This window comes from Moritella marina ATCC 15381 (genome assembly GCF_008931805.1).
Classification (GTDB): domain Bacteria; phylum Pseudomonadota; class Gammaproteobacteria; order Enterobacterales; family Moritellaceae; genus Moritella; species Moritella marina.
On sequence record NZ_CP044399.1, the window covers coordinates 1,881,317 to 1,901,399 of the forward strand.

Genomic DNA, 20,083 nt, shown 5'->3' on the forward strand with positions numbered 1-20,083 from the left:
ATGACAGCGCAGTCAAGCATGCCAATTTGGACACCAAGCCAAGCGCGTATTGATGGCAGTAACATCACCCGTTACCAGCAGTTTCTACGCGATGAATACAGCCTTACGTTTAGCCATTACCAGCAATTACATCAATGGAGTATCGACAATACAGCTGTATTTTGGGGTTCGTTAGTGCGTTTTTTTCAGCTTAAAGGTCACTTTAATCTTGAGCGTATATTTGTCGAAGATGACTGTTTTTATCACTGCCAATGGTTTCCTGATTCAACGCTAAATTTTGCCGAAAACCTACTGTATCCTAAAAATATAGCCGATCTCAATACCGTAATTAATAGTAACGTTAGTAATAATAAGAATAATAATAACGACAATAAATTAGCCATCATCAGTCACGGCGAAGATGGTCGCCGCAGTCAACTCAGCTATAAGCAATTACGTGATGAAGTTACTCGCGTTGCAGGCGCTATACGAGAACTCGGTATTGTAAAAGGCGATCGCGTTGCCGCTATATTACCCAACTGCAGTGAAGCCATTGTGGCGATGCTTGCCACGACGAGCATTGGTGCTATTTGGTCATCTTGTTCACCTGATTTTGGTCATCAAGGAGTATTGGATAGGTTTACCCAGATCCAACCTAAATTATTGTTCGCCTGTAACGGTTATCACTACGCTGGTAAAGCAATTAACATCACTACTAAAGTGACCGCCATTACCCACGCATTACCTGAGTTACGCCAACTCATCATCGTGCCATATCTCACAGCTGAGCAAATACAAAAATCAACTCCACCTGACCTTGCCGCTGCTAATGTCAATGCCACAGATAATCCTGCAGTTAAACACTGTCTGTGGCAATATTTTAGCGCGGCTATTCCTCGTTCATTAAGCTTTGCAGCGGTCAAATTTTCGGATCCGCTTTATATTCTCTACTCGTCTGGCACAACTGGTATGCCCAAATGCATTGTCCACAGTGTTGGCGGCACCTTATTGCAACATGTGAAAGAGCTTGCCTTACACACTGACGTTCAAGTCGATGATCGTATTTTTTATTACACTACATGTGGTTGGATGATGTGGAATTGGTTAGTCAGCAGCTTGTCTCAAGGCGCCACATTAGTGTTATTTGACGGTTCACCATTTCATCCACACAAACAGATACTGTTTGAACTCGCAGACACAGATAAAGTGTCCATATTTGGTGCCAGCGCTAAGTATTATTCCGCATGCGACAAAGCGGCATTACGACCCGTTAATGACTATGACTTGCGTCATTTAAAGACTTTATTATCCACCGGTTCGCCTTTGTCACACGAGAGCTTTGATTATATTTATCAATATATTAAAAAAGACTTATGCGTGTCGAGTATCAGCGGTGGCACTGACATTATCTCTTGCTTCACGCTCGGTATGCCAATACTGCCGGTTTATCGCGGTGAGCTACAATGTTTAGGTTTAGGTATGGATGTCGCCTTCATGCATAGCGAAGGCTCAAAACAAGTAGCAGAAGGTAAAGGGGAACTGGTTTGTCGCCAAGCCTTCCCGTCAATGCCAACCGGGTTTTGGCAAGACCCAGGTGATCGTAAATATCACCACGCTTATTTCAGTCGTTTTGATAATATCTGGGCGCATGGTGATTATGGTGAACTTATTTATCATTATATTCATCCCCAAGAAACGCTAGCCAAATCCATTCTCAGTCAAGCTGGATCGACAGTAGCTAGTGATATTACTGAAGTTACGGGTAGTACAGAGGGCAATATTGAGCAAATAGGCGTCATTATTCACGGTCGTTCGGATGCCGTATTAAACCCCGGCGGCGTGCGTATTGGCACCGCAGAAATATACCGCCAAGTAGAGAAGTTACCGGAAATACAAGAATCTATCGCGATTGGGCAACAATGGCAGGATGATGTGCGAGTGATCTTGTTTGTACGTTTATCCAAGGAGGTTACCTTAGGTAGTCAATTAATCCGTAAAATTAAACATGTGATCCGCAGCAATACCAGCCCAAGACATGTACCGGCTAAAATAATCGCGGTGGCTGATATTCCCAAAACCATCAGTGGCAAGATCGTCGAACTCGCAGTGCGTAATGTGGTGCACGGTATTGCCGTGACCAATAAAGATGCCCTCGCCAATCCTGAAGCTCTCGCCTTGTTTGCTAATTTAGCTGAACTACAATATTGAAATTTTTATATTACCGCTTGAATATCGTATATTATGAATGTACGATATTAGTTATACAGAAAAGGCTAGTGATATATACCACAACACGAGACTAAATAAATGACGCAGTTAACCCTATTAGATTCAATCTTCGGCGGTCTGATTTTATCCATTGCCGCTTTATTCATGCTCTTTGGTATCGGTAAGCTGAGTGGTATTTCCGGTATATTTTACAATTTAAAAAACAGTAAATCGCCCAGTGAACATTGGCGAATAGTATTTATCCTCGGTCTAGTGATAAGTCCTTTCTTCGCACACTTTTTAGGATTTTCACTACCCAGTAGTATTGATGTAAGTTGGCCTGCGATTATCATTGGCGGCTTGCTTGTAGGGTTCGGTACTCGCATGGGTTCAGGCTGTACCAGTGGCCACGGTATCTGTGGTATAGGTCGACTTTCAATGCGATCAGTGGTCGCGACTATCATCTTTATGAGCACAGGCCTGATTACCGTGTTTATCGTTAATAACCTTTTGTCATCAACAGTATAAGTTAGGATAAAAAATGAAATTATTCATCGCCTTGTTCAGTGGTATCTTGTTTGGTATTGGCTTAATTATTGCGCAAATGGTCAATCCAAATAAGATATTCAATTTTCTTGATATTAGCGGTGATTGGGATCCAAGTTTAGCCTTCGTCATGGGGTCGGCGTTATTACTCTTTATCCCTGCTTATAAGCTATTAAAGAAAAAATTACAGCAGCCTTTATTTGCAGATGAATTCAGTCTACCTACAGCCAAGTTAATCGACCGCCGCTTGATCATTGGCGCTGGACTGTTTGGTGTCGGTTGGGGGATTTCAGGTATTTGTCCCGGCCCTGCATTAGTAAATATAGCAGGTGGAGAACCGAAGATTTTCGTCTTTATATTTGCAATGATGCTGGGGATGTCTATTTCTAACTATGTTAATATGGTGATATCAAAGCCAAAAGATTGATTAACTATGACAGAACAAATAAGCATTGAGCGATTAGAGAAAAATGCCGCTAAAGCTGAATCACTTATGAAAGCATTAAGTAATAAACATCGCTTGATGATATTGTGCATGTTACAGCAAGGTGAACTGTCTGTATCAGCGCTGAATGAATTAATCCCGATCCCGCAATCGACGTTATCACAACATCTTGCTTGGTTAAGACGTGAGAAATACGTAAAAACTCGCCGCGAAGCACAGACTATCTACTACCAATTGGATGATAGCAACGTGACAAAAGTGATTAACGTATTACACGACATCTTTTGTGACTAAGCTTTTGTCATTAAGCTTTTGAGACTGTAGTTTGGTACAAACTTTGTCCTACAAGCTAATAACACTAAAAAAGGGTGCAAATATAGGCACCCTTTTTACTAACTAAATTTTGCTGTTATAACCAGCCTAACCCCTAGTTTTTATATTTACTTGCATCAATGCCTAACAGCTTAGCAATACCGTGGGCATAAGCTGGGTCTGCTTTAAAGCAATGACGTAAATGACGAAGTTGAATTTCTTCAGGTACGCCACCGATATTACGTGCAGTATTATCAAATAATACTGCTTGCTTCTCTGGTGTCATCAAACGGAATAAATCCCCTGGCTGGCTAAAGTAATCATCATCTTCACGGTGATCCCAATGTGCAGCTGCGCCATCTAAACTTAACGGTGGCTCAGAGAAGTCTGGTTGTTCAGCCCATTCACCTTGATCATTTGGTTCATAACCAACCGTACCACCATGATTACCATCAACACGCATCGCACCATCTCGATGATAACTGTGTACAGGGCAACGTGGAGCATTCACCGGAATACTGTGGTGATTGACACCTAAACGATAACGCTGCGCATCACCATACGAGAACAAGCGACCTTGTAACATTTTATCCGGAGAGAAACTGATACCAGGTACCACACTTGCTGGGTTAAATGCAGACTGCTCAACTTCAGCAAAGAAATTTTCAGGATTACGGTTTAGTTCTAACTCACCCACTTCAATCAAAGGATAATCGCTGTGCGGCCATACTTTGGTTAAATCAAACGGGTTGTAAGGTACTTTCGACGCATCATCTTCTGGCATGATTTGGATTTGCATCGTCCACTTAGGGAAATCTTGATTATCAATACTTTCCAGTAGATCGCGATGATGACTTTCTCGGTCTTTACCAATCAAAATTTCTGATTCAGCATCGGTTAAATTCTTAATACCTTGCTGTGATTTGAAGTGGAACTTAACCCAAAAACGTTCATTATTGCTGTTGATAAAACTAAAGGTATGACTACCAAATCCGTGCATGTGACGGTAAGTTGCTGGGATACCACGATCACTCATTACAATTGTGATTTGATGTAATGCTTCAGGTAATGACGTCCAAAAATCCCAGTTGTTCTTAGCACTACGCATATTGGTGCGTGGATCGCGTTTTACGGCATGATTAAGATCTGGAAACTTAAGTGGATCACGTAAAAAGAACACAGGCGTATTATTACCGACTAAATCCCAGTTACCCTCTTCGGTATAAAACTTCATCGCAAAACCACGAATATCACGTTCTGCATCTGCAGCCCCACGCTCACCAGCAACAGTAGTGAAGCGAGTGAACAACTCGGTCTTTTTACCGATCTCAGAGAATATCTTAGCTTTGGTAAATTGAGTAATATCATGCGTAACAGTAAAGGTACCATACGCGCCAGAACCTTTAGCGTGCATACGACGCTCTGGGATCACTTCACGGTCGAAATGAGCCAGTTTTTCCAAAAACCACACGTCTTGAAGCAATTGTGGGCCTCTTTTACCTGCAGTTTGTACATTTTGGTTATGGGCAACAGGACAGCCTGCTGCAGTCGTTAATTTTTTACTCATCACTAATTCCTTATCTATACTAGATATAACTGTAGAAACGAACATGTATTACTTTTTTATTATTGTTTTTATTTATTGCTTGCCTTTCTTTTACTGCACTTTTCTTTCACTTAGATCTCAACTTCCACTAAAAATATTTTCCATATGTGTTTGGCCCGCTTGCTTGCCAATCAAATAACCTTTACTCAAGGCTGCTTTATTCATTGTTAATCTTTTAACGCTAAATTCTTCGGGTGGCGCTATCACTCGAATGGTTAGATCGCTCGGTGGATTTTTTATAAATTCGAGAGATTCGTTATAATTCTTTGCTCTTACCATCATCGATTTGGCGATATTTGGATGCTGAGAAAATAATTTTTTAACCAACCATGGATACTTAATTGTTTGTTTTTCATAACTAAGCGGATGAGAAAGGACGACGGTGATATCACGCGCACCCAGTCTATATGCTTTGCGAACGGGTATCGAGTCAGCAACACCTCCATCAGTATAGCAGCCACCTGAAAAGCAAGGCGTGTCACGATAAGCAATCGGTAATGCTGTCGTCGCTTCAAGCACATTCGCTAATGTGTCTGGCTGAATACGATGGTAATCAGCATGCCCTGTATCTATATCCGTGACTGCGGCATACATAGGAATATTGTTAAACAATCTGTCATGATCAATCGGGTAACGTTCTATTGACGATTCCCATAGCCATTTAACATCAACTAAATTTCCGCCTTTAGCAAAACGAATAGGATTAAAAAAGGCTTTATCTGTGGCCATCGTCGTGATCACATTAAAGCTACGTTGTGGTGCATCCGCTAAATAACCAATTAAGTTAGATGCACCCGCCGAGACACCAATCGCAAAGTCATAAGGCAAATAGTGTTGTTCCATAAAAGCATCCAATACACCACTGGCAAAAATACCGCGCATACTACCACCTTCAACTATTATCGCTCTTTTTTGCATTGGCTCATCCCCTTTCAAATCAATATATAAAGAATATAGTGTTTTCACCATAAAGAAAAAGTGGTTAAACCGAAAAGAACAATAGTCAAAAACTATTAAAAATATGATTACATACTAAATGATTAATTAAAGATACACCGCACTAACTTGGTGCTTTTAGCATTAAATACCGCTTTACTATGGTGATAAAACATATACCCACTTATAAATACATTTAGCTTTCAAATAGTTAACATTTGGCCCAGTTTTTGATATAAATACAGCTTACAGACTCGTGACTTTTTAAATTAATTAGGGAGTGATATAAATATGCAAGACACACTAACGGTCGTACTCGCAGGTGGAATGGGCGCACGTCTTTCGCCACTCACAGATAATAGAGCAAAACCAGCTGTACCCTTCGGTGGCAAATACCGCATTATTGACTTTACCCTAACCAACTGCCTTCACTCAGGTTTAAGGCGCATTCTAGTACTGACTCAATATAAATCTCACTCACTGCAAAAACACCTACGTGATGGCTGGTCTATTTTTAATCCTGAACTCGGAGAATACGTAACAGTCGTCCCACCACAAATGCGTAAGGGAGACAAGTGGTATAGCGGCACTGCGGATGCTATTTATCAGAACCTCTGGCTACTCTCACGCAGCGAAGCTAAATATGTTGTAGTGCTTTCAGGCGATCATATCTATCGAATGGATTACGCGCCGATGCTAGAGCGCCACAAAATAAATGAAGCTGACTTAACTATCGCGTGCATGGAAGTCCCTGCTATAGAAGCAACTGGTTTTGGTGTGATGGCAATTGACGAAAACCAAAAAATAATCGAATTTGCAGAAAAACCCGAGCAACCAGCAACATTGCCTCATGATCCTGAACGCAGCCTTGCGTCTATGGGCATCTATATATTTACTACTGATGCGCTCATTGAAGCATTAGAGAAAGATGCAGATAATCCATACTCCAACCATGATTTTGGCAAAGATATTATTCCCAAATTGATTGATAAAGAAAAAGTATACGCGCATCAATTTGCAGGTAGTTCAGGGCGTGTATCTAAAGATGCTTACTGGCGTGATGTCGGCACTATCGATTCCTTATATCAAGCCAATATGGATCTATTAAAACATTTATCACCCATTGATTTATACCAGCGTGACTGGGGAATTAGAACCTACGAACCACAACTGCCACCAGCAAGAACAACAGCATCTGAAAGTGGCAATGAGGGCATATTTATCAACTCTCTTATTTCCAATGGCGTGCTTATCACCGGTGGCTCGGTACAAAACTCAGTGCTGTCATCTAATGTGAAAATCAATGATGGAGCGACTGTGTCTGCGAGTATCCTCTTTGATGACGTTGAAGTGGGTGAATACTGTCAGTTACAGAATTGCATTATCGATAAACACGTTAAGATCCCAGCAAGAACTCAAATTGGTATAAACAAAGCTGAAGACGCTGCACGGTTCACGATTTCAGAGCTTGGCGTCGTTGTCGTACCTGGCGATTATAAATTCGGCTAATCGACTTTATAACCGCACTCATCTCTAATAAAAATGCATTAATCATCGACGAAAAGCAGCTATTATTTATTAAAATAATAGCTGCTTTTCAGTTTCAATATAAGCGTTAATGCGGCTAAAAAACCAATGATAAACCCTATGATTAAATCTGCCAGCAAAAGCTATCTAGATTTTAATACTTGTGTTAATTCAGGCAATACATCCAATAAGTCGGCCACTAAACCATAATCGGCCACATCAAAAATAGGCGCATCAGCATCACTATTAATAGCCACGATAACTTTGCTACCAGTGATCCCTGCAATGTGCTGGATTGCACCTGATATACCCACAGCAATATACAGATCTGGCGCAACGATCTTACCCGTTTGTCCAATCTGTAAATCATTAGCAACAAATCCAGCATCAACAGCAGCACGACTGGCACCCACTGCTGCGTTTAACTGATCGGCCAAGCTATCTAACAATACAAAGTTATCTGCATTTTGTAGGCCGCGACCACCAGCGATGACCACTTTAGCCGTGGTTAAATCCGGCCGTAATGATTGGGTTAATTCCGCACTAATAAACGCAGTTTTACCACCATCCGCTTGTGCAGCTAATTCAACTACAGCGACTTCATTGCCATTGTCTAACGACGAAGAGTTTAATGGCACAGGTTCGAACGCGCTGCTACGTACAGTGATAACTTGAATTACATCACTCGATCGCACCGTTGCAATCGCATTACCAGCATAGATAGGTCGTTTAAAAGTATCCGCCGATTCTACGCTGATGATGTCCGATATCTGTGCGACGTCTAATAGCGCCGCGATCCTCGGTTGATAGTCCTTCCCGGTTGTGCTTGCAGAGGTCATAATATGACTATAGTGAATTTGAAATGGGGCTTGCTTGGCATCTTGAATTTGCTTGAGTTCTTGATTTGTATCTTCAACGAGCGATACCACTAACGGGGCTATATTCTCTGCTAACGAATATTGATATAGAAGATCATCCGCAATTAGTATTTTGCTTAACCCCACAACACCCTGCGCCATATCTACAACAGCCTGACAGTCACACCCGATGATAAGTAAATGTAATTCGCTATCACTATCATAGTTCGCTATCTCAGCCGCGGCAGCTAGCACACTTAACGTAGCGACTTGCAATGTATTGTTATCATGCTCAGCTATTATCAATATCGCCATTTAGATCACCTTTGCCTGTTGTAGTTTATCTACCAATTCAGCAACATCAGCTACTTTAACACCCGCTTGACGCACAGGTGGCGGTTCAACTTTAAGCGTGGTGAGTCGCGGCGATAAACTAAACTTCATCGCCTCAGGAGAAGTAACGGTGATAATTTTCCGCTTGGCTTTCATGATATTTGGTAGCGAGGTATAACGAGGAGTATTTAAACGTAAATCAACAGTAACAACGGCAGGTAAACTTAAAACAAATGTCACCAATCCACCATCGATTTCACGGGTGACTTTAATTTTATTTGGCACAATGAAAACGATATCAGAGGCAAAAGTACCTTGCGGCATATCGGTGAGCGCCGCCAACATTTGCCCTGTTTGATTGTTGTCTGTATCAATGGCTTGTTTACCGAGTAATACTAAATCGGGTAGTTCTTCTTGCACTATTATTTGCAGTAACTTTGCCACATCAAGCGACTGTACTTCTTCATCAACTTTAATCAGAATTGCGCGGTCTGCGCCTAAAGCTAACCCTGCGCGTAACTGCACTTCGGCATCTTTTGCGCCAATACAAACCAAAACAACTTCATCAGCTGTGCCTTGTTCTTTAAAACGTACAGCTTGCTCAATAGCAATTTCGCAAAAGGGATTAATGGCCATCTTGACATTCGCTGTATCAATGCCCATTTTATCTGTATTCACCCTGACGTTTACCCTGTGATCAACAACTCGCTTCATTGCGACTAATATTTTCATAGTATCCCCAAGACGTTTTTATTTAATTAGTCAACTTATTTGTGTTTATTCAATCAAGTGATTATGCATTAAGAATAGTGGTGTTATGAGGTATGGCAAATTTGAAGAATGATAATTAAGCAGTTAAGATTAAACGACAACAAAGGTTTAATTAATCACTTATAATCTGTAAAGTACGCTGCATATTATAACGACTGACTTAGCTCCCTCTGAGCAAGTAGCAACAAAGAGTATACAAGATGAATAACGAACATGATGCTATTGATAACCTGGCTGACTTAGAAAGCTTCCTAGTAAGCGTTGAAAACGGTGGCTTTGGCCTACAAGGTGTTGCAGGTATTGGCATGGCAACAAATACCAAAGATGGTCGTCACTTTATCGCTGTATTTGATGATAACCAAAGCCTGCTATTAGCCCGTTACGTCACTGATGAAGTTTACGAAAACGGCAAAGAAATGGTACGTAACGGCGTGCAAACAAAACACTAATTGCTTACTGTTCAAAGTATAGCTATTTATGCATCCTACTATCGGGGTTTAAACATCCGTATGTGAACCTCGATAGTCGTTCTTACGCTATCGACCAATCAGCTTAACAACTGCTTCACCCTCTCGTGTAAATGCGGGATCACTTCTTGTTGAAACCACGGGTTTTTCTTTAGCCAAATGTTGTTACGTGGACTCGGATGCGGCAGCGGTAATCGTTCAGGCCAATTTTTTGGCCCATAGTCTTGCCAATGCCTCACAATTTCAGTGAGGTTTTTCTGCTTTACATCACCCATATGCCATTTCTGCGCATAAACACCAATCACCAGTATCAACTCAATATTTGGCATTACCGCGAGTATTTCCGCTCGCCACGTTTTAGCGCACTCCGGTCTTGGTGGTAGATCGCCCGACTTACCCGTCCCCGGATAACAGAATCCCATCGGTAGTATGGCTATTTTAGTGCCATCATAAAAGGTGTCGTAATCAATCCCCATCCATTGCCGTAAACGGTCACCACTTGGGTCGCTAAAGGGGATACCCGATTCATGTACACGAATACCAGGCGCTTGCCCTGCTATCAGTATTTTTGCTTGTGTATCGACTTGCAATACAGGCCTAGCTCCCAATGGCAACTCAGGTTCACACAAGGTGCATTTACGGACATCAGTGACAATAATATCTAGGGTACCTTGGTTCATACACACTATCCAAAATGGTTCTGTTTATACGGAAAAATAGGCTTTATCTTCCCGTATTCAAATTCATACTCACCTGAAGTATAACGATTATATTGCTTATTAAACTCGCTTAAAAATAGCATCACATGCTTCTGTTAAATACTCAGCTAAAAACTTAGTTTGATTTGACTGCTGCGGAGCAACGTGCAGTAATAATTCCAGTGGCGGAACATCTAGCAGCCCATCATCAATACCTAAAATATGATGCTTTGGACTCACGAGCCTTTTAGGTAATAGCGAAATGCCTAATCCCGCCTCTACAGCGTAGCTAACACCGGATAAGCTAGTAGTAATGTAAGCCATTCGCCATTTTTTATCTAACATATCAAATGTATGAGCCATTTCAGTGCGGTATAGTCCAGCGCTTGGTAAACCGACCAGCGGCACCGTCGATTGTTGCAAATTATCACAGTGTTTACCATCAACCCAACATAAAGGTTCTGGCCAACTTGCAATGCCTTTCGCGTGCCCTAACCTGTGCTTAATTAATGCAAGGTCTAAGTCATTATTTTGAAACTGAGTCCACATCTCACTGCATAAACCACTTTTAACCTCTAGCCGTACATCCGGAAAAACTTTGGCAAATCGCGATAAGGTCGGCATTAATTCATGAGTGGCAAAATCTTCTGGCACACCAAGACGAATGGGTCGTTGCTCTGCACTCGTAGCGGTTTGTGATATCGCATCTTCCATCATTGCCAAAATACGTCTTGCAGAGGTGACAATGCGCTCCCCTTCAAGTGTGGCTGTGGTATAACGCTTTGTTCGGACTAACAGAGCACAACCCAATTGCGCTTCTAACTTACGGATCTGCTGGCTAATTGTAGACTGTGTTAAATGGGCACTTTCTGCTGCTCGCGTGAAGCTGCCTGTATCCACGACAGCCACAAGACTGCGTAATAAAACGGGGTCTAATATCTGATGCATAATGTATCCCAACATTCCAGTGGGTTAACCACTGATAACCAGTTAATTATTTAATTTCCCAATGTTAACAGGTTGATGCATAATTGGGTGAAACTTATTAATCTACCTTATGCGCTCTAGGCGACATAAGTATGCCAACAACTCAAGGCCAGCCTCTTGTCGAAGGATCACAAGTAATGACAGAAAAACATACGTATTATTCACCCCAAGGTGGTCTGCCACCGCAAACACAGCTACTTTCTGATCGTGCAGTTCTAACAGATGCCTACGCAATTATCCCTAAACGTGTCATGACTGATATCGTTACAAGCTTTTTACCATTTTGGGAAAACATGCGTATGTGGGTTATTGCTCGCCCATTAAGTGGTTTCTCTGAAACGTTTTCACAATATATTGTTGAGATTGCCCCTCAAGGTGGATCAGATAAACCAGAGCTTGATCCGAATGCTGAAGGTGTTTTGTTTGTCGTCGCGGGCGAGATGGATATTACCATTGAAGGTGAACCGCACCATATGACAGAAGGTGGTTATGCTTTCATTCCACCGGGCTGTAATTGGACTGTTCATAACAACAATGACCAACCTGTACGTTTTCATTGGGTGCGTAAAGCATATCAAGCGGTTGAAGGTTTAGCTTTACCAGAAGCATTTGTTACTAACGAAAACGATCTAGACCCTATCTATATGCCTGATACAAATGACGGCTGGGCAACAACGCGTTTTGTTGATGGCACCGATATGCGTCATGACATGCATGTAAACATCGTGACTTTCCAACCTGGTACTGTTATTCCATTTGATGAAACGCATGTAATGGAACATGGTTTGTATGTATTGGAAGGTAAAGCTGTTTATCACTTAAACCAAAATTGGGTAGAAGTTGAAGCGGGTGACTTTATGTGGCTACGCGCCTTTTGCCCACAGTCATGTTACGCCGGAGGCCCTGGTCCATTTCGTTACTTGCTATATAAAGACGTTAACCGTCATATGCCTTTTATTCGTCCAACGAATTAATTGCTTCAAGTAGCACAAATAACAGTTGGCTTTTATCCGTTTGTCGCTTATTTTAACGCTCAATGATTGCCTCAGACTGAGGTATTACGCTTTAAATAAAAAAACACGGATAACATGTTTGAATTAAAAACTATCGCACTATTTTTCGTTACCGCTCTGGCTGAAATCATTGGCTGTTATTTGCCTTATCTTTGGCTTAAACAAGACAAGAGTATATTACTATTGATCCCAGCTGCAGCAAGCCTTGCCTTATTTGCATGGTTATTGTCACTGCATCCTGACGCCGCTGGTCGTGTTTATGCCGCATACGGTGGCGTATACATCTTTGTAGCCATACTCTGGCTTTGGGGCGTCGATGGGATCAAACCGACCATGTGGGATATGATTGGCGCCTCAGTAGCACTTGTTGGTATGGCGATTATTATGTTTGCGCCAAGGGGGCATAAGCACTGTTTAAGTCATGACAGATTGTTGTGGTGATGACCTACTCGCGTTTCGCGACAGTCTGCTTTAAAAACATCAACAGCCACTGGGCAATCAGTTTATCATCGGGTTGATGATTTAATGACGTCATCGCAGCATTGATTGTATCAACAGGGATAATATCGCGACGCTGTTCCATCAATGCCGCAGAATATGACCGAGTAAACTCAGGGTGTCCTTGTAAACCCAGAAAGTGTTCGCCCACTTGGAACATGCTATAACGGCAGAAATCATTACTCAGTAATATGCTAGCATCAGCGGGTAATTTACAGACTTGATCTTGATGGCAAACCACCAGCGCAATATTGTCTTGCTTTGGCTGCATCCAGCTGTGCTCGACAAGCATATCAGCATGGGCAATGCCGACGCCCCACCCTCGGGGGCTTCTTTCCACTTGTCCACCTAACGCTTTCGCAATCATTTGATGACCAAAACAAATACCCACCAAGCCCTTCTTTGCATCATAGAGAACCCGGGTAAAATCAGCTAACTGGCGGATCCAAAGATCGTCATCATTCACTCCCCATTTACTGCCACTGCAAATATAAGCGTCACATTCATCCACATGCTGTGGAAAATGACCATCAATCACCCGATAAAAATGCAGTTCTAATGTGCTGTCGACTTGTTGAAGCAAGGTCTCAAACATAGCGGCATAATTACCAAAATCAGCGTGTAAACTAGCCCGTACATCATCACATTGCAGAATACCAAGTTTCATCGCCTTACCCCCACCTTATAATGAGTACTTCCGTTTATAGGTCGCCATGCACCGCAGATAAACAAATATCAGCATACTGCTGCGCATTAAGTATTATCGGATTACCGCTAGCAGAAGGATCTTGCTCCGCCATTGCAGCGATTTCCACGACACGCTCAGCATCAATACCGATCTCACCAAGGGAGTGAGGAATATCGAGTTGCTTACGTAACGTTAATATCCACTCTAGAAAGCTATCAAAGTCCGTATCTTCCAGTTCTAAATAACGGCTCAAACGAATTAGTTTCATCTCAATGGCACTGCGATTCGCCTTCAATACATACGGCATCAAGATGGCGTTTAATAACCCATGATGACTATCATAAAGCGCGCCAATAGGATGAGCAAGTGCATGCATGCCACCAAGTCCACGTTGGAAAGCTGTTGAGCCCATTGTTGAAGCGGTCATCATGTATGCTCTTGCCTCAAGATCATGACCATCTTCAACTGCACGTGGTAGGTAGTCTTTAATCAATCGAATGGATTCCAATGCGATGCCTTCTGCCATAGGGTGATAACCCGTAGCACAATAGGCTTCCAAAGCGTGGGACAAGGCATCCATCCCCGTCGCCGCAGTGAGTTGAGCAGGTAACTCGACACTCAATTGGGGATCTAAAATCACAATAGCAGGCAACATGTTCGGATGAAAAATAATGCGTTTGACATGATGTTCGCTGTCCGTAATCACCGAAGCACGCCCTACTTCTGATCCCGTACCCGATGTGGTCGGTACAGCAACAACCGGCGCCATGCCTTGGATATTAACATGCGACCAGTTGTCAGCGACATCTTCAAAATCCCAAATAGGTCGTTCTTGTCCTACCATCAAGGCCACCGCTTTACCGGCATCCAATGCCGAACCGCCACCAAAAGCGATAACACCATCATGCTCACCACGCTTATAGGCACCCACCCCAGCACAAATATTCTCTCCCGTTGGATTGCCTTTAATCTGTGAAAAAATACCACATCTTAATCCTACTTGTTGGCAATGCTCGATAGCAGATTTGACCATGGATAAGTCTGCAAGCCCGGGATCGGTGATCAGTAATGGCGATGTCATACCCAATTCAATACAGGTATTCGGCAGGTCTTGGATACGACCAATACCGACGCGAATCGCTGTGGGATAGTGCCAATTAGCTGTAAATTGATTGAGTTCTATCATGACGCCTACCTTTTACAATTTATGCTAAAGCTTAATGTGGAATGATTTTGGCCGTGTTAGCGACTCATAACCTAATGCAGATAAAGTACAGCCGCGCCCTGAGTGCTTAACCCCAGTCCACGCTAAGCCAGGGTCGAGATAATCACAGCGATTGACAAAAAAAGTACCGGTATCGAGTTGCTCACCCAGGGTAATGGCCGCCTCTATATCTTGTGTAAATACCACCGCTGTAAGACCAAATGCCGAATCATTCATCAGCGCAATGGCTTGTTCATCATTGTCGACTTTCATCACACCAACCACAGGACCAAAACTTTCTTCGGTCATTACCCGCATTTGATGATTAACCTGCGTTAATAGCTGTGGCGCAAGATACGCGGTACCGATTTCATCAAGTGGAAAGTCTTTTGCATCAATGTGCGCAGTCGCCCCTTTAGACAGAGCATCTTGGATCTGCGAACGAACCAGAGCAGCCCCAGACGCTGTCACCAAAGGGCCTAATGTTGTATTGATATCATCAGGACGTCCGAGTTTATACTTATTGACCAGCTCGACAGCCTTGCTAATAAATTCGTCAAATACACAACTATTAACATAGATGCGCTCAATGCCACAGCAAGATTGACCAGAGTTGAAAAAGGCACCATCAATGCAAGTGGCAACAGCGTGGTCAATATCGGCATCAGCGCGAACATACGCAGGATCTTTACCGCCGAGTTCTAAACCTACCCCAATAAAACGTCCACTAGCAGCTTGCTCAATCATGTCACCACCAGCAACCGAGCCAGTAAACGCCACATAATCAATGCGACTGTCCTTTATGACTGTTTGAGTATCGACATGACTTAAGTGTAGATACTGGAACACACCTTCGGGTAGCTCAGCTTGTTCAAACGCCTTAAACAACTGCTCTGCGCATAATGGCGTTTGTTTAGAATGCTTTAATACCACACTATTACCAGCCATGATGGCCGGAATGATAGTGTTTATCGAAGTCAGGTAAGGATAATTCCACGGCGCAATAACAAAGGCAGTACCGAGTGGTTCACGCTTTATATAGCGAATAAATCCACTTAATTCTGGTAGATTAACTGGTGCTAAAGCCTCTGCTGCCACATCAATCATATATCGCGCCCGCTCTGCTAGACCTACAACTTCACCGCTGGCATATTGAATTGGCCGTCCCATCATCCAACATAATTCAGTGGCGATCTCATCTGTATTTGCCACCAAAGCATCGACCATTTTATGGCAGATCGCTGCACGTTCTTTTAGCGCCACCTTACGCCAATGTGCTTGCGCGATGACCGAGGCTCGTAAGCTATTTTGAATGTCTTCACTGCTTGCTAGATCGCGTTCTACGTAAACGGAATTATCTATGGGTGAACGCGTTTGCTGTATCGGCTTGTTGCTCGTCATGGATAAGGTACTCCCTAGATAATTTCAAAGTAACGTTCTAATTCCCAATCAGTTACCTGTTTTCTAAATTCGCGTTCTTCCCACTCACGGGTAGCAGCATAGTGCGCAACAAACTCTTGTCCGAACAACTCTTTGGCTGCTTCAGAACGTTTCAATTTACGCGCTGCGTCAAACAAGGTGCGTGGTAAAGATAAGGCTTCAGGATGATCTTGCTCATAAGCATTACCAGTCACTTGCGCATAAGGTTCTAATTGCTGCTCTATACCCATCAGACCGGATGCTAATGCCGCAGCAAGCGCCAGGTAAGGATTTGCATCAGCAGAACCAAGACGGTATTCAATGCGCTGAGATTTAGCCGACCCTGGGATCACCCGCAATGCTGTGGTGCGGTTTTCAACCCCCCAAGTGGCATCAAGCGGTGCCCATAATCCGGGCACCATACGGCTATAACTGTTTACCGTAGGCGCAATCATCGCTAAAAATTCCGGCATGTATTTTTGCTGGCCAGCAAGGAAGTGACGCTGAGTGTCGCTCATATTGTATTTATTATTAGGTTCATGAAAGAGCGATTTACCGCTTTTATCGGTTAACGAAATATGAATGTGACCACTTTGCCCAGGCCAGTCGCTTGACCACTTCGCCATAAAAGTCGCCATTAAATTATTACGCTGTGCCCAGACTTTAATGAAGGTTTTAAATAGCGCCGCTTTATCCGCAGCCGCTTGCGCATCATCATAAGCGATTGCGGCTTCTAATACGCCAGGGCCTGTTTCGGTATGTAAACTTTCTAGTGGGAAGTCCATGGCTTCACCAAGCCCCATAATTTGATGATGTAGTTCGGCATGTACTGAGTTACGGAGCATTGAATAACCAAAGAAATCGGGCGTCAGTGGTGTTAAGTTTTTATAACCTTTGTCACGAACCGACTCTGGGGTTTCCTTAAACATGAAGAATTCATACTCAAATGCAGCGCTAACCACAAAGCCCATACGCTCTGCGCGTGCGAGTACCCGACGTAATGTGCCACGAGGACAGACGGCTTCGGCATGGTCACAGAACTCAGCAATGAACAGCAACATATTACCTTCGTCAGGTAATTCACGACAAGTATCAGGTAAGATCCGCACTGGAGCATCGGGGTAGCCCGTATGCCAGCCTGTGTATTCAACATTATCGTAAAGTTGATCTTTGGCATCCCAGCCTAAAACCACATCACAAAACGAAAAACCACTGTCGAGAGAGCAAAAGAATTTTTCCTTGCTCATGTACTTGCCACGCATGATACCATCGGCATCAAACAAACCGACTTTGATATGAGTTAAACCACGTTGCTCGATAATTTGCTTGGCATCGTTAACGGTTTTTACTGCTCTGGGACTAAACATAATACATCCTTATATTACTGAACCGATTAAGGTTTCGTTTAATAATCAGTGATCGCATTATTCTTAGTATAGGGAGAGTAATTCTATTGTGTCGGCTAAAGTCCATAAACCCGTTAAATTAGTCGCCGAATTTTAGCCACTTCTTCCGCATCAATGTTTAACGACTCTAGAAACTCTTTATGTGCATCAGGCTCCATCAATTCAAACTGCTTGTGCCAATTGGTCATCGCTGCGTCATCAAATCCAGCACTTTTCATGATGCCAACCCAACGCGCTTTCGTCAGCTGGTTCTTGGCTAACAATGTAGGCTGTTCCAGTAGCATCACAATGGCCTTTTGTTGTTGGCGTAATGATTGGATCTCTTTTTCTAGTGCATTAAATTGGTTATGTAACGTTTGTTCTTGCTTAATGTCATCATCACGCTCGAGCAGAGGAATAATATCTTTAATCGACAAGCCAAACGAACGATAAGACATAATAGATTCTAAGCGCTTTTGTTCTTTGTCACCGTACCAGCGATAACCATTGTCACTGCGGCAGCTCGGTAATAACAAACCGGCACGTTCGTAATAAAGTATCGTAGTACGCGATACATGATAAGCCTTTGCCAATTGAGTCACTGTTAACATAGACCCCTCTTCTGCTTTTGTTTAGCACGTCGGTTCACCCATAAAGGGATCACAGCACTTAATAAAATAATGACCACCCCACATAACGCCATTGTGTTTGGTTGTTCAGCAAACAACCAGTAACCAAATAATAATGAATAGATTATTTTGGCATACTCGACATTCGCAATCACATTCGCTTCAGCTAATTTATAAGCGCTGATACCTATCCACTGTGCAATCGAAGATATGACCCCAACAAGGATAAGCAACAATAACGTTTCCCCGTTTGGCCACTGCCACGACATCAAGCTTGGCATTAATGAAATTAAACCAACAAACACGGCTTGATACGATAGAAGAACGACTTTTGGCACGGTTTTAGACATTTTTCTCACACAGACAACTGCGGTCGCCGCTCCTAACGCCCCCGTTAAACCGAGTAATACGTACTTAAAACTGCCTTGCTCAAAACTCGGTTGTACGACGAGCATGACACCAAAAAAGCCCACCAAGATAGTGATAAGACGTATTGTTCCAACTTTTTCAGATAGAAACAGGTTGGAAATAAAAGCAACAAACAATACTTGTGTGAACCCTAACGCAGTCGCATCTGCAAAAGGGATATTACTCAAGGTGAGAAAACCACAGTACAGCGCAAAGAACGCCCCCAATATCCTAAATAAATGTAGTTTAATACATGTAGGCTGGCGTAATAGCTCGCTATTTTTAACAATGGCAGGCAGTAATAGAAGAATAAAAACAAGTTGCCTGAAAAATAATATCTGAAATACATCAATTGATTCATTCAATATACGCACAAGCACGCCAACAAAAACGAATAACGCTGTGGATATCAATGCCAGCGATATGCCTTTCACGCGCGGCGATAGCTGATTTAAAGTATTCTGCATGATGACGGCTCATATTCATTGTTAATTAGCGTATCAGAATAAAGCCTACACCTGTAGACGGGTAAAGCAGAAATTTATGGATAGTCTTAATGGTTATGCAGGGGCTGTATTTTTAATCAGGCAAAAAAAAATGGTAACCCTATAAGGCTTACCATTCTTTATATTTATTCAGCTCTGAATCAGAGCCAAATACATAGCAATTAAAGTGCTACGATGTTTTCAGCGTTAGGACCTTTTTGACCTTCGCCTACTGTGAATTCTACTTTCTGGCCTTCAGTAAGGGTACGGAAACCTTCACTTGAGATAGCGCTGAAATGTGCGAATACATCTGGACCATTTTCTTGCTCGATGAAACCAAAACCTTTAGCTTCGTTAAACCACTTAACTGTACCTTGAACTTTAGACATAATAATATCCTGTAATCTTAATGTTGAATTGCCTTAATAGGCTTGGATAGCGTACAAATTTTGGAACTTAAAAACTACAGAGCGAGGTATTATGAATAAAACAACGAAATGGAGAATGTAAACAAAAGTTTTCTTGCTGAGGAACACTTTATAGATTCTTTAAAAAAAGTCAAAGCTATTCATGAAATAAAAGCGTCCTACCAGCCACTAAAACATCATGAAAAGTTAAGTTAAACATTAGTATCATACACTTAACTTAAGAAACCAACTCGGATTTTATTTTCTATTGATTT

21 protein-coding genes are annotated in these 20,083 nt (G+C 42.5%); 8 read left to right on the forward strand and 13 right to left on the reverse strand.

What is annotated here, in order from left to right:
* From FR932_RS08440 to FR932_RS08455, 4 genes are all read left to right on the forward strand, one after another.
* Nucleotides 1–2,187: an acetoacetate--CoA ligase gene (locus FR932_RS08440; RefSeq protein WP_019441086.1), complete on the forward strand. Its 2,187-nt coding sequence runs from the start codon at nt 1–3 to the stop codon at nt 2,185–2,187.
* Nucleotides 2,188–2,286: 99 nt separating this feature from the next.
* Complete coding sequence (locus FR932_RS08445; protein WP_019441087.1) at nt 2,287–2,715, forward strand: YeeE/YedE family protein; 429 nt, start codon at nt 2,287–2,289, stop codon at nt 2,713–2,715.
* Between the two features lie 13 nt (nt 2,716–2,728).
* Complete coding sequence (locus FR932_RS08450) at nt 2,729–3,160, forward strand: YeeE/YedE family protein (protein WP_019441088.1); 432 nt, start codon at nt 2,729–2,731, stop codon at nt 3,158–3,160.
* A gap of 6 nt (nt 3,161–3,166) precedes the next feature.
* Complete coding sequence (locus FR932_RS08455; RefSeq protein ID WP_019441089.1) at nt 3,167–3,472, forward strand: ArsR/SmtB family transcription factor; 306 nt, start codon at nt 3,167–3,169, stop codon at nt 3,470–3,472.
* Between the two features lie 133 nt (nt 3,473–3,605).
* Here FR932_RS08455 and katE2 read toward each other — a convergent pair whose 3' ends face one another.
* On the reverse strand, nt 3,606–5,057 hold the full coding sequence (katE2, locus tag FR932_RS08460) for a catalase KatE2 (protein WP_019441090.1): 1,452 nt from the start codon (nt 5,055–5,057) through the stop codon (nt 3,606–3,608).
* Nucleotides 5,058–5,174: 117 nt separating this feature from the next.
* A complete protein-coding gene (locus FR932_RS08465; protein WP_019441091.1) occupies nt 5,175–6,014 on the reverse strand; it encodes a patatin-like phospholipase family protein in 840 nt (279 codons plus the stop codon).
* 309 nt (nt 6,015–6,323) lie between these two features.
* On the opposite strand from FR932_RS08465, the gene glgC reads away from it, so the two are divergent.
* Nucleotides 6,324–7,541 carry a glucose-1-phosphate adenylyltransferase gene (glgC, locus tag FR932_RS08470; protein WP_019441092.1) on the forward strand — a complete coding sequence of 406 codons (1,218 nt, stop codon included), beginning with the start codon at nt 6,324–6,326 and terminating at the stop codon, nt 7,539–7,541.
* Between the two features lie 161 nt (nt 7,542–7,702).
* On the opposite strand, the gene FR932_RS08475 is transcribed toward glgC, so the two are convergent.
* A complete protein-coding gene (locus FR932_RS08475; protein WP_019441093.1) occupies nt 7,703–8,731 on the reverse strand; it encodes an electron transfer flavoprotein subunit alpha/FixB family protein in 1,029 nt (342 codons plus the stop codon).
* Nucleotides 8,732–9,481, reverse strand: coding sequence for an electron transfer flavoprotein subunit beta/FixA family protein (locus tag FR932_RS08480; protein ID WP_026032114.1), 750 nt, complete (start codon nt 9,479–9,481; stop codon nt 8,732–8,734). It abuts the gene before it with no gap.
* A 239-nt stretch (nt 9,482–9,720) separates the two neighbouring features.
* Between FR932_RS08480 and FR932_RS08485 the strand changes: the two genes are divergently transcribed.
* Entirely contained in the window at nt 9,721–9,969 is a 249-nt protein-coding gene (locus tag FR932_RS08485; protein WP_019441095.1) for a hypothetical protein, read from the forward strand.
* A 98-nt stretch (nt 9,970–10,067) separates the two neighbouring features.
* Here the strand turns inward: FR932_RS08485 and FR932_RS08490 are convergent, their stop codons facing one another.
* Together FR932_RS08490 and FR932_RS08495 are read right to left on the reverse strand one after the other, a co-directional pair.
* Complete coding sequence (locus FR932_RS08490) at nt 10,068–10,667, reverse strand: uracil-DNA glycosylase family protein (RefSeq protein WP_019441096.1); 600 nt, start codon at nt 10,665–10,667, stop codon at nt 10,068–10,070.
* A gap of 99 nt (nt 10,668–10,766) precedes the next feature.
* A complete protein-coding gene (locus FR932_RS08495; protein ID WP_019441097.1) occupies nt 10,767–11,633 on the reverse strand; it encodes a LysR family transcriptional regulator in 867 nt (288 codons plus the stop codon).
* Nucleotides 11,634–11,764: 131 nt separating this feature from the next.
* Between FR932_RS08495 and FR932_RS08500 the strand changes: the two genes are divergently transcribed.
* Together FR932_RS08500 and FR932_RS08505 are read left to right on the forward strand one after the other, a co-directional pair.
* The gene (locus FR932_RS08500) at nt 11,765–12,646 is read left to right on the forward strand and encodes a bifunctional allantoicase/(S)-ureidoglycine aminohydrolase (RefSeq protein WP_019441098.1); all 882 of its coding nucleotides are present in this window, start codon (nt 11,765–11,767) and stop codon (nt 12,644–12,646) included.
* Between the two features lie 114 nt (nt 12,647–12,760).
* Nucleotides 12,761–13,126, forward strand: a complete 366-nt coding sequence (locus FR932_RS08505; RefSeq protein ID WP_019441099.1) for a YnfA family protein — start codon at nt 12,761–12,763, stop codon at nt 13,124–13,126.
* Nucleotides 13,127–13,130: 4 nt separating this feature from the next.
* Here FR932_RS08505 and FR932_RS08510 read toward each other — a convergent pair whose 3' ends face one another.
* The 7 genes from FR932_RS08510 to FR932_RS08540 form a co-directional block, all read right to left on the reverse strand.
* Nucleotides 13,131–13,850, reverse strand: a complete 720-nt coding sequence (locus tag FR932_RS08510; protein ID WP_019441100.1) for a GMP synthase — start codon at nt 13,848–13,850, stop codon at nt 13,131–13,133.
* Between the two features lie 34 nt (nt 13,851–13,884).
* Nucleotides 13,885–15,057, reverse strand: coding sequence for an iron-containing alcohol dehydrogenase (locus FR932_RS08515; RefSeq protein ID WP_019441101.1), 1,173 nt, complete (start codon nt 15,055–15,057; stop codon nt 13,885–13,887).
* 24 nt (nt 15,058–15,081) lie between these two features.
* Nucleotides 15,082–16,476, reverse strand: a complete 1,395-nt coding sequence (locus tag FR932_RS08520) for an aldehyde dehydrogenase family protein (RefSeq protein WP_019441102.1) — start codon at nt 16,474–16,476, stop codon at nt 15,082–15,084.
* A 14-nt stretch (nt 16,477–16,490) separates the two neighbouring features.
* Nucleotides 16,491–17,861, reverse strand: coding sequence for a glutamine synthetase family protein (locus FR932_RS08525; RefSeq protein ID WP_019441103.1), 1,371 nt, complete (start codon nt 17,859–17,861; stop codon nt 16,491–16,493).
* Nucleotides 17,862–17,974: 113 nt separating this feature from the next.
* Nucleotides 17,975–18,490 carry a MerR family transcriptional regulator gene (locus FR932_RS08530; protein ID WP_019441104.1) on the reverse strand — a complete coding sequence of 172 codons (516 nt, stop codon included), beginning with the start codon at nt 18,488–18,490 and terminating at the stop codon, nt 17,975–17,977.
* Complete coding sequence (locus FR932_RS08535) at nt 18,484–19,383, reverse strand: DMT family transporter (RefSeq protein ID WP_019441105.1); 900 nt, start codon at nt 19,381–19,383, stop codon at nt 18,484–18,486. The genes FR932_RS08530 and FR932_RS08535 overlap by 7 nt, the downstream gene beginning before the upstream one ends.
* Nucleotides 19,384–19,583: 200 nt before the next feature.
* Nucleotides 19,584–19,790, reverse strand: coding sequence for a cold-shock protein (locus tag FR932_RS08540; protein WP_019441106.1), 207 nt, complete (start codon nt 19,788–19,790; stop codon nt 19,584–19,586).
* Nucleotides 19,791–20,083: the final 293 nt, after the last annotated feature.

Coding starts and splice junctions, on each gene's coding strand:
- FR932_RS08450 (WP_019441088.1), top strand. CDS start 2,729: ATGAAATTATTCATCGCCTTGTTCAGTGGTATCTTGTTTGGTATTGGC.
- FR932_RS08445 (WP_019441087.1), top strand. CDS start 2,287: ATGACGCAGTTAACCCTATTAGATTCAATCTTCGGCGGTCTGATTTTA.
- FR932_RS08475 (WP_019441093.1), bottom strand. CDS start 8,731: ATGGCGATATTGATAATAGCTGAGCATGATAACAATACATTGCAAGTC.
- FR932_RS08490 (WP_019441096.1), bottom strand. CDS start 10,667: ATGAACCAAGGTACCCTAGATATTATTGTCACTGATGTCCGTAAATGC.
- FR932_RS08500 (WP_019441098.1), top strand. CDS start 11,765: ATGCCAACAACTCAAGGCCAGCCTCTTGTCGAAGGATCACAAGTAATG.
- FR932_RS08485 (WP_019441095.1), top strand. CDS start 9,721: ATGAATAACGAACATGATGCTATTGATAACCTGGCTGACTTAGAAAGC.
- katE2 (WP_019441090.1), bottom strand. CDS start 5,057: ATGAGTAAAAAATTAACGACTGCAGCAGGCTGTCCTGTTGCCCATAAC.
- FR932_RS08540 (WP_019441106.1), bottom strand. CDS start 19,790: ATGTCTAAAGTTCAAGGTACAGTTAAGTGGTTTAACGAAGCTAAAGGT.
- FR932_RS08510 (WP_019441100.1), bottom strand. CDS start 13,850: ATGAAACTTGGTATTCTGCAATGTGATGATGTACGGGCTAGTTTACAC.
- FR932_RS08440 (WP_019441086.1), top strand. CDS start 1: ATGACAGCGCAGTCAAGCATGCCAATTTGGACACCAAGCCAAGCGCGT.
- FR932_RS08520 (WP_019441102.1), bottom strand. CDS start 16,476: ATGACGAGCAACAAGCCGATACAGCAAACGCGTTCACCCATAGATAAT.
- FR932_RS08515 (WP_019441101.1), bottom strand. CDS start 15,057: ATGATAGAACTCAATCAATTTACAGCTAATTGGCACTATCCCACAGCG.
- FR932_RS08505 (WP_019441099.1), top strand. CDS start 12,761: ATGTTTGAATTAAAAACTATCGCACTATTTTTCGTTACCGCTCTGGCT.
- FR932_RS08465 (WP_019441091.1), bottom strand. CDS start 6,014: ATGCAAAAAAGAGCGATAATAGTTGAAGGTGGTAGTATGCGCGGTATT.
- FR932_RS08480 (WP_026032114.1), bottom strand. CDS start 9,481: ATGAAAATATTAGTCGCAATGAAGCGAGTTGTTGATCACAGGGTAAAC.
- FR932_RS08530 (WP_019441104.1), bottom strand. CDS start 18,490: ATGTTAACAGTGACTCAATTGGCAAAGGCTTATCATGTATCGCGTACT.
- FR932_RS08495 (WP_019441097.1), bottom strand. CDS start 11,633: ATGCATCAGATATTAGACCCCGTTTTATTACGCAGTCTTGTGGCTGTC.
- FR932_RS08535 (WP_019441105.1), bottom strand. CDS start 19,383: ATGCAGAATACTTTAAATCAGCTATCGCCGCGCGTGAAAGGCATATCG.
- glgC (WP_019441092.1), top strand. CDS start 6,324: ATGCAAGACACACTAACGGTCGTACTCGCAGGTGGAATGGGCGCACGT.
- FR932_RS08455 (WP_019441089.1), top strand. CDS start 3,167: ATGACAGAACAAATAAGCATTGAGCGATTAGAGAAAAATGCCGCTAAA.
- FR932_RS08525 (WP_019441103.1), bottom strand. CDS start 17,861: ATGTTTAGTCCCAGAGCAGTAAAAACCGTTAACGATGCCAAGCAAATT.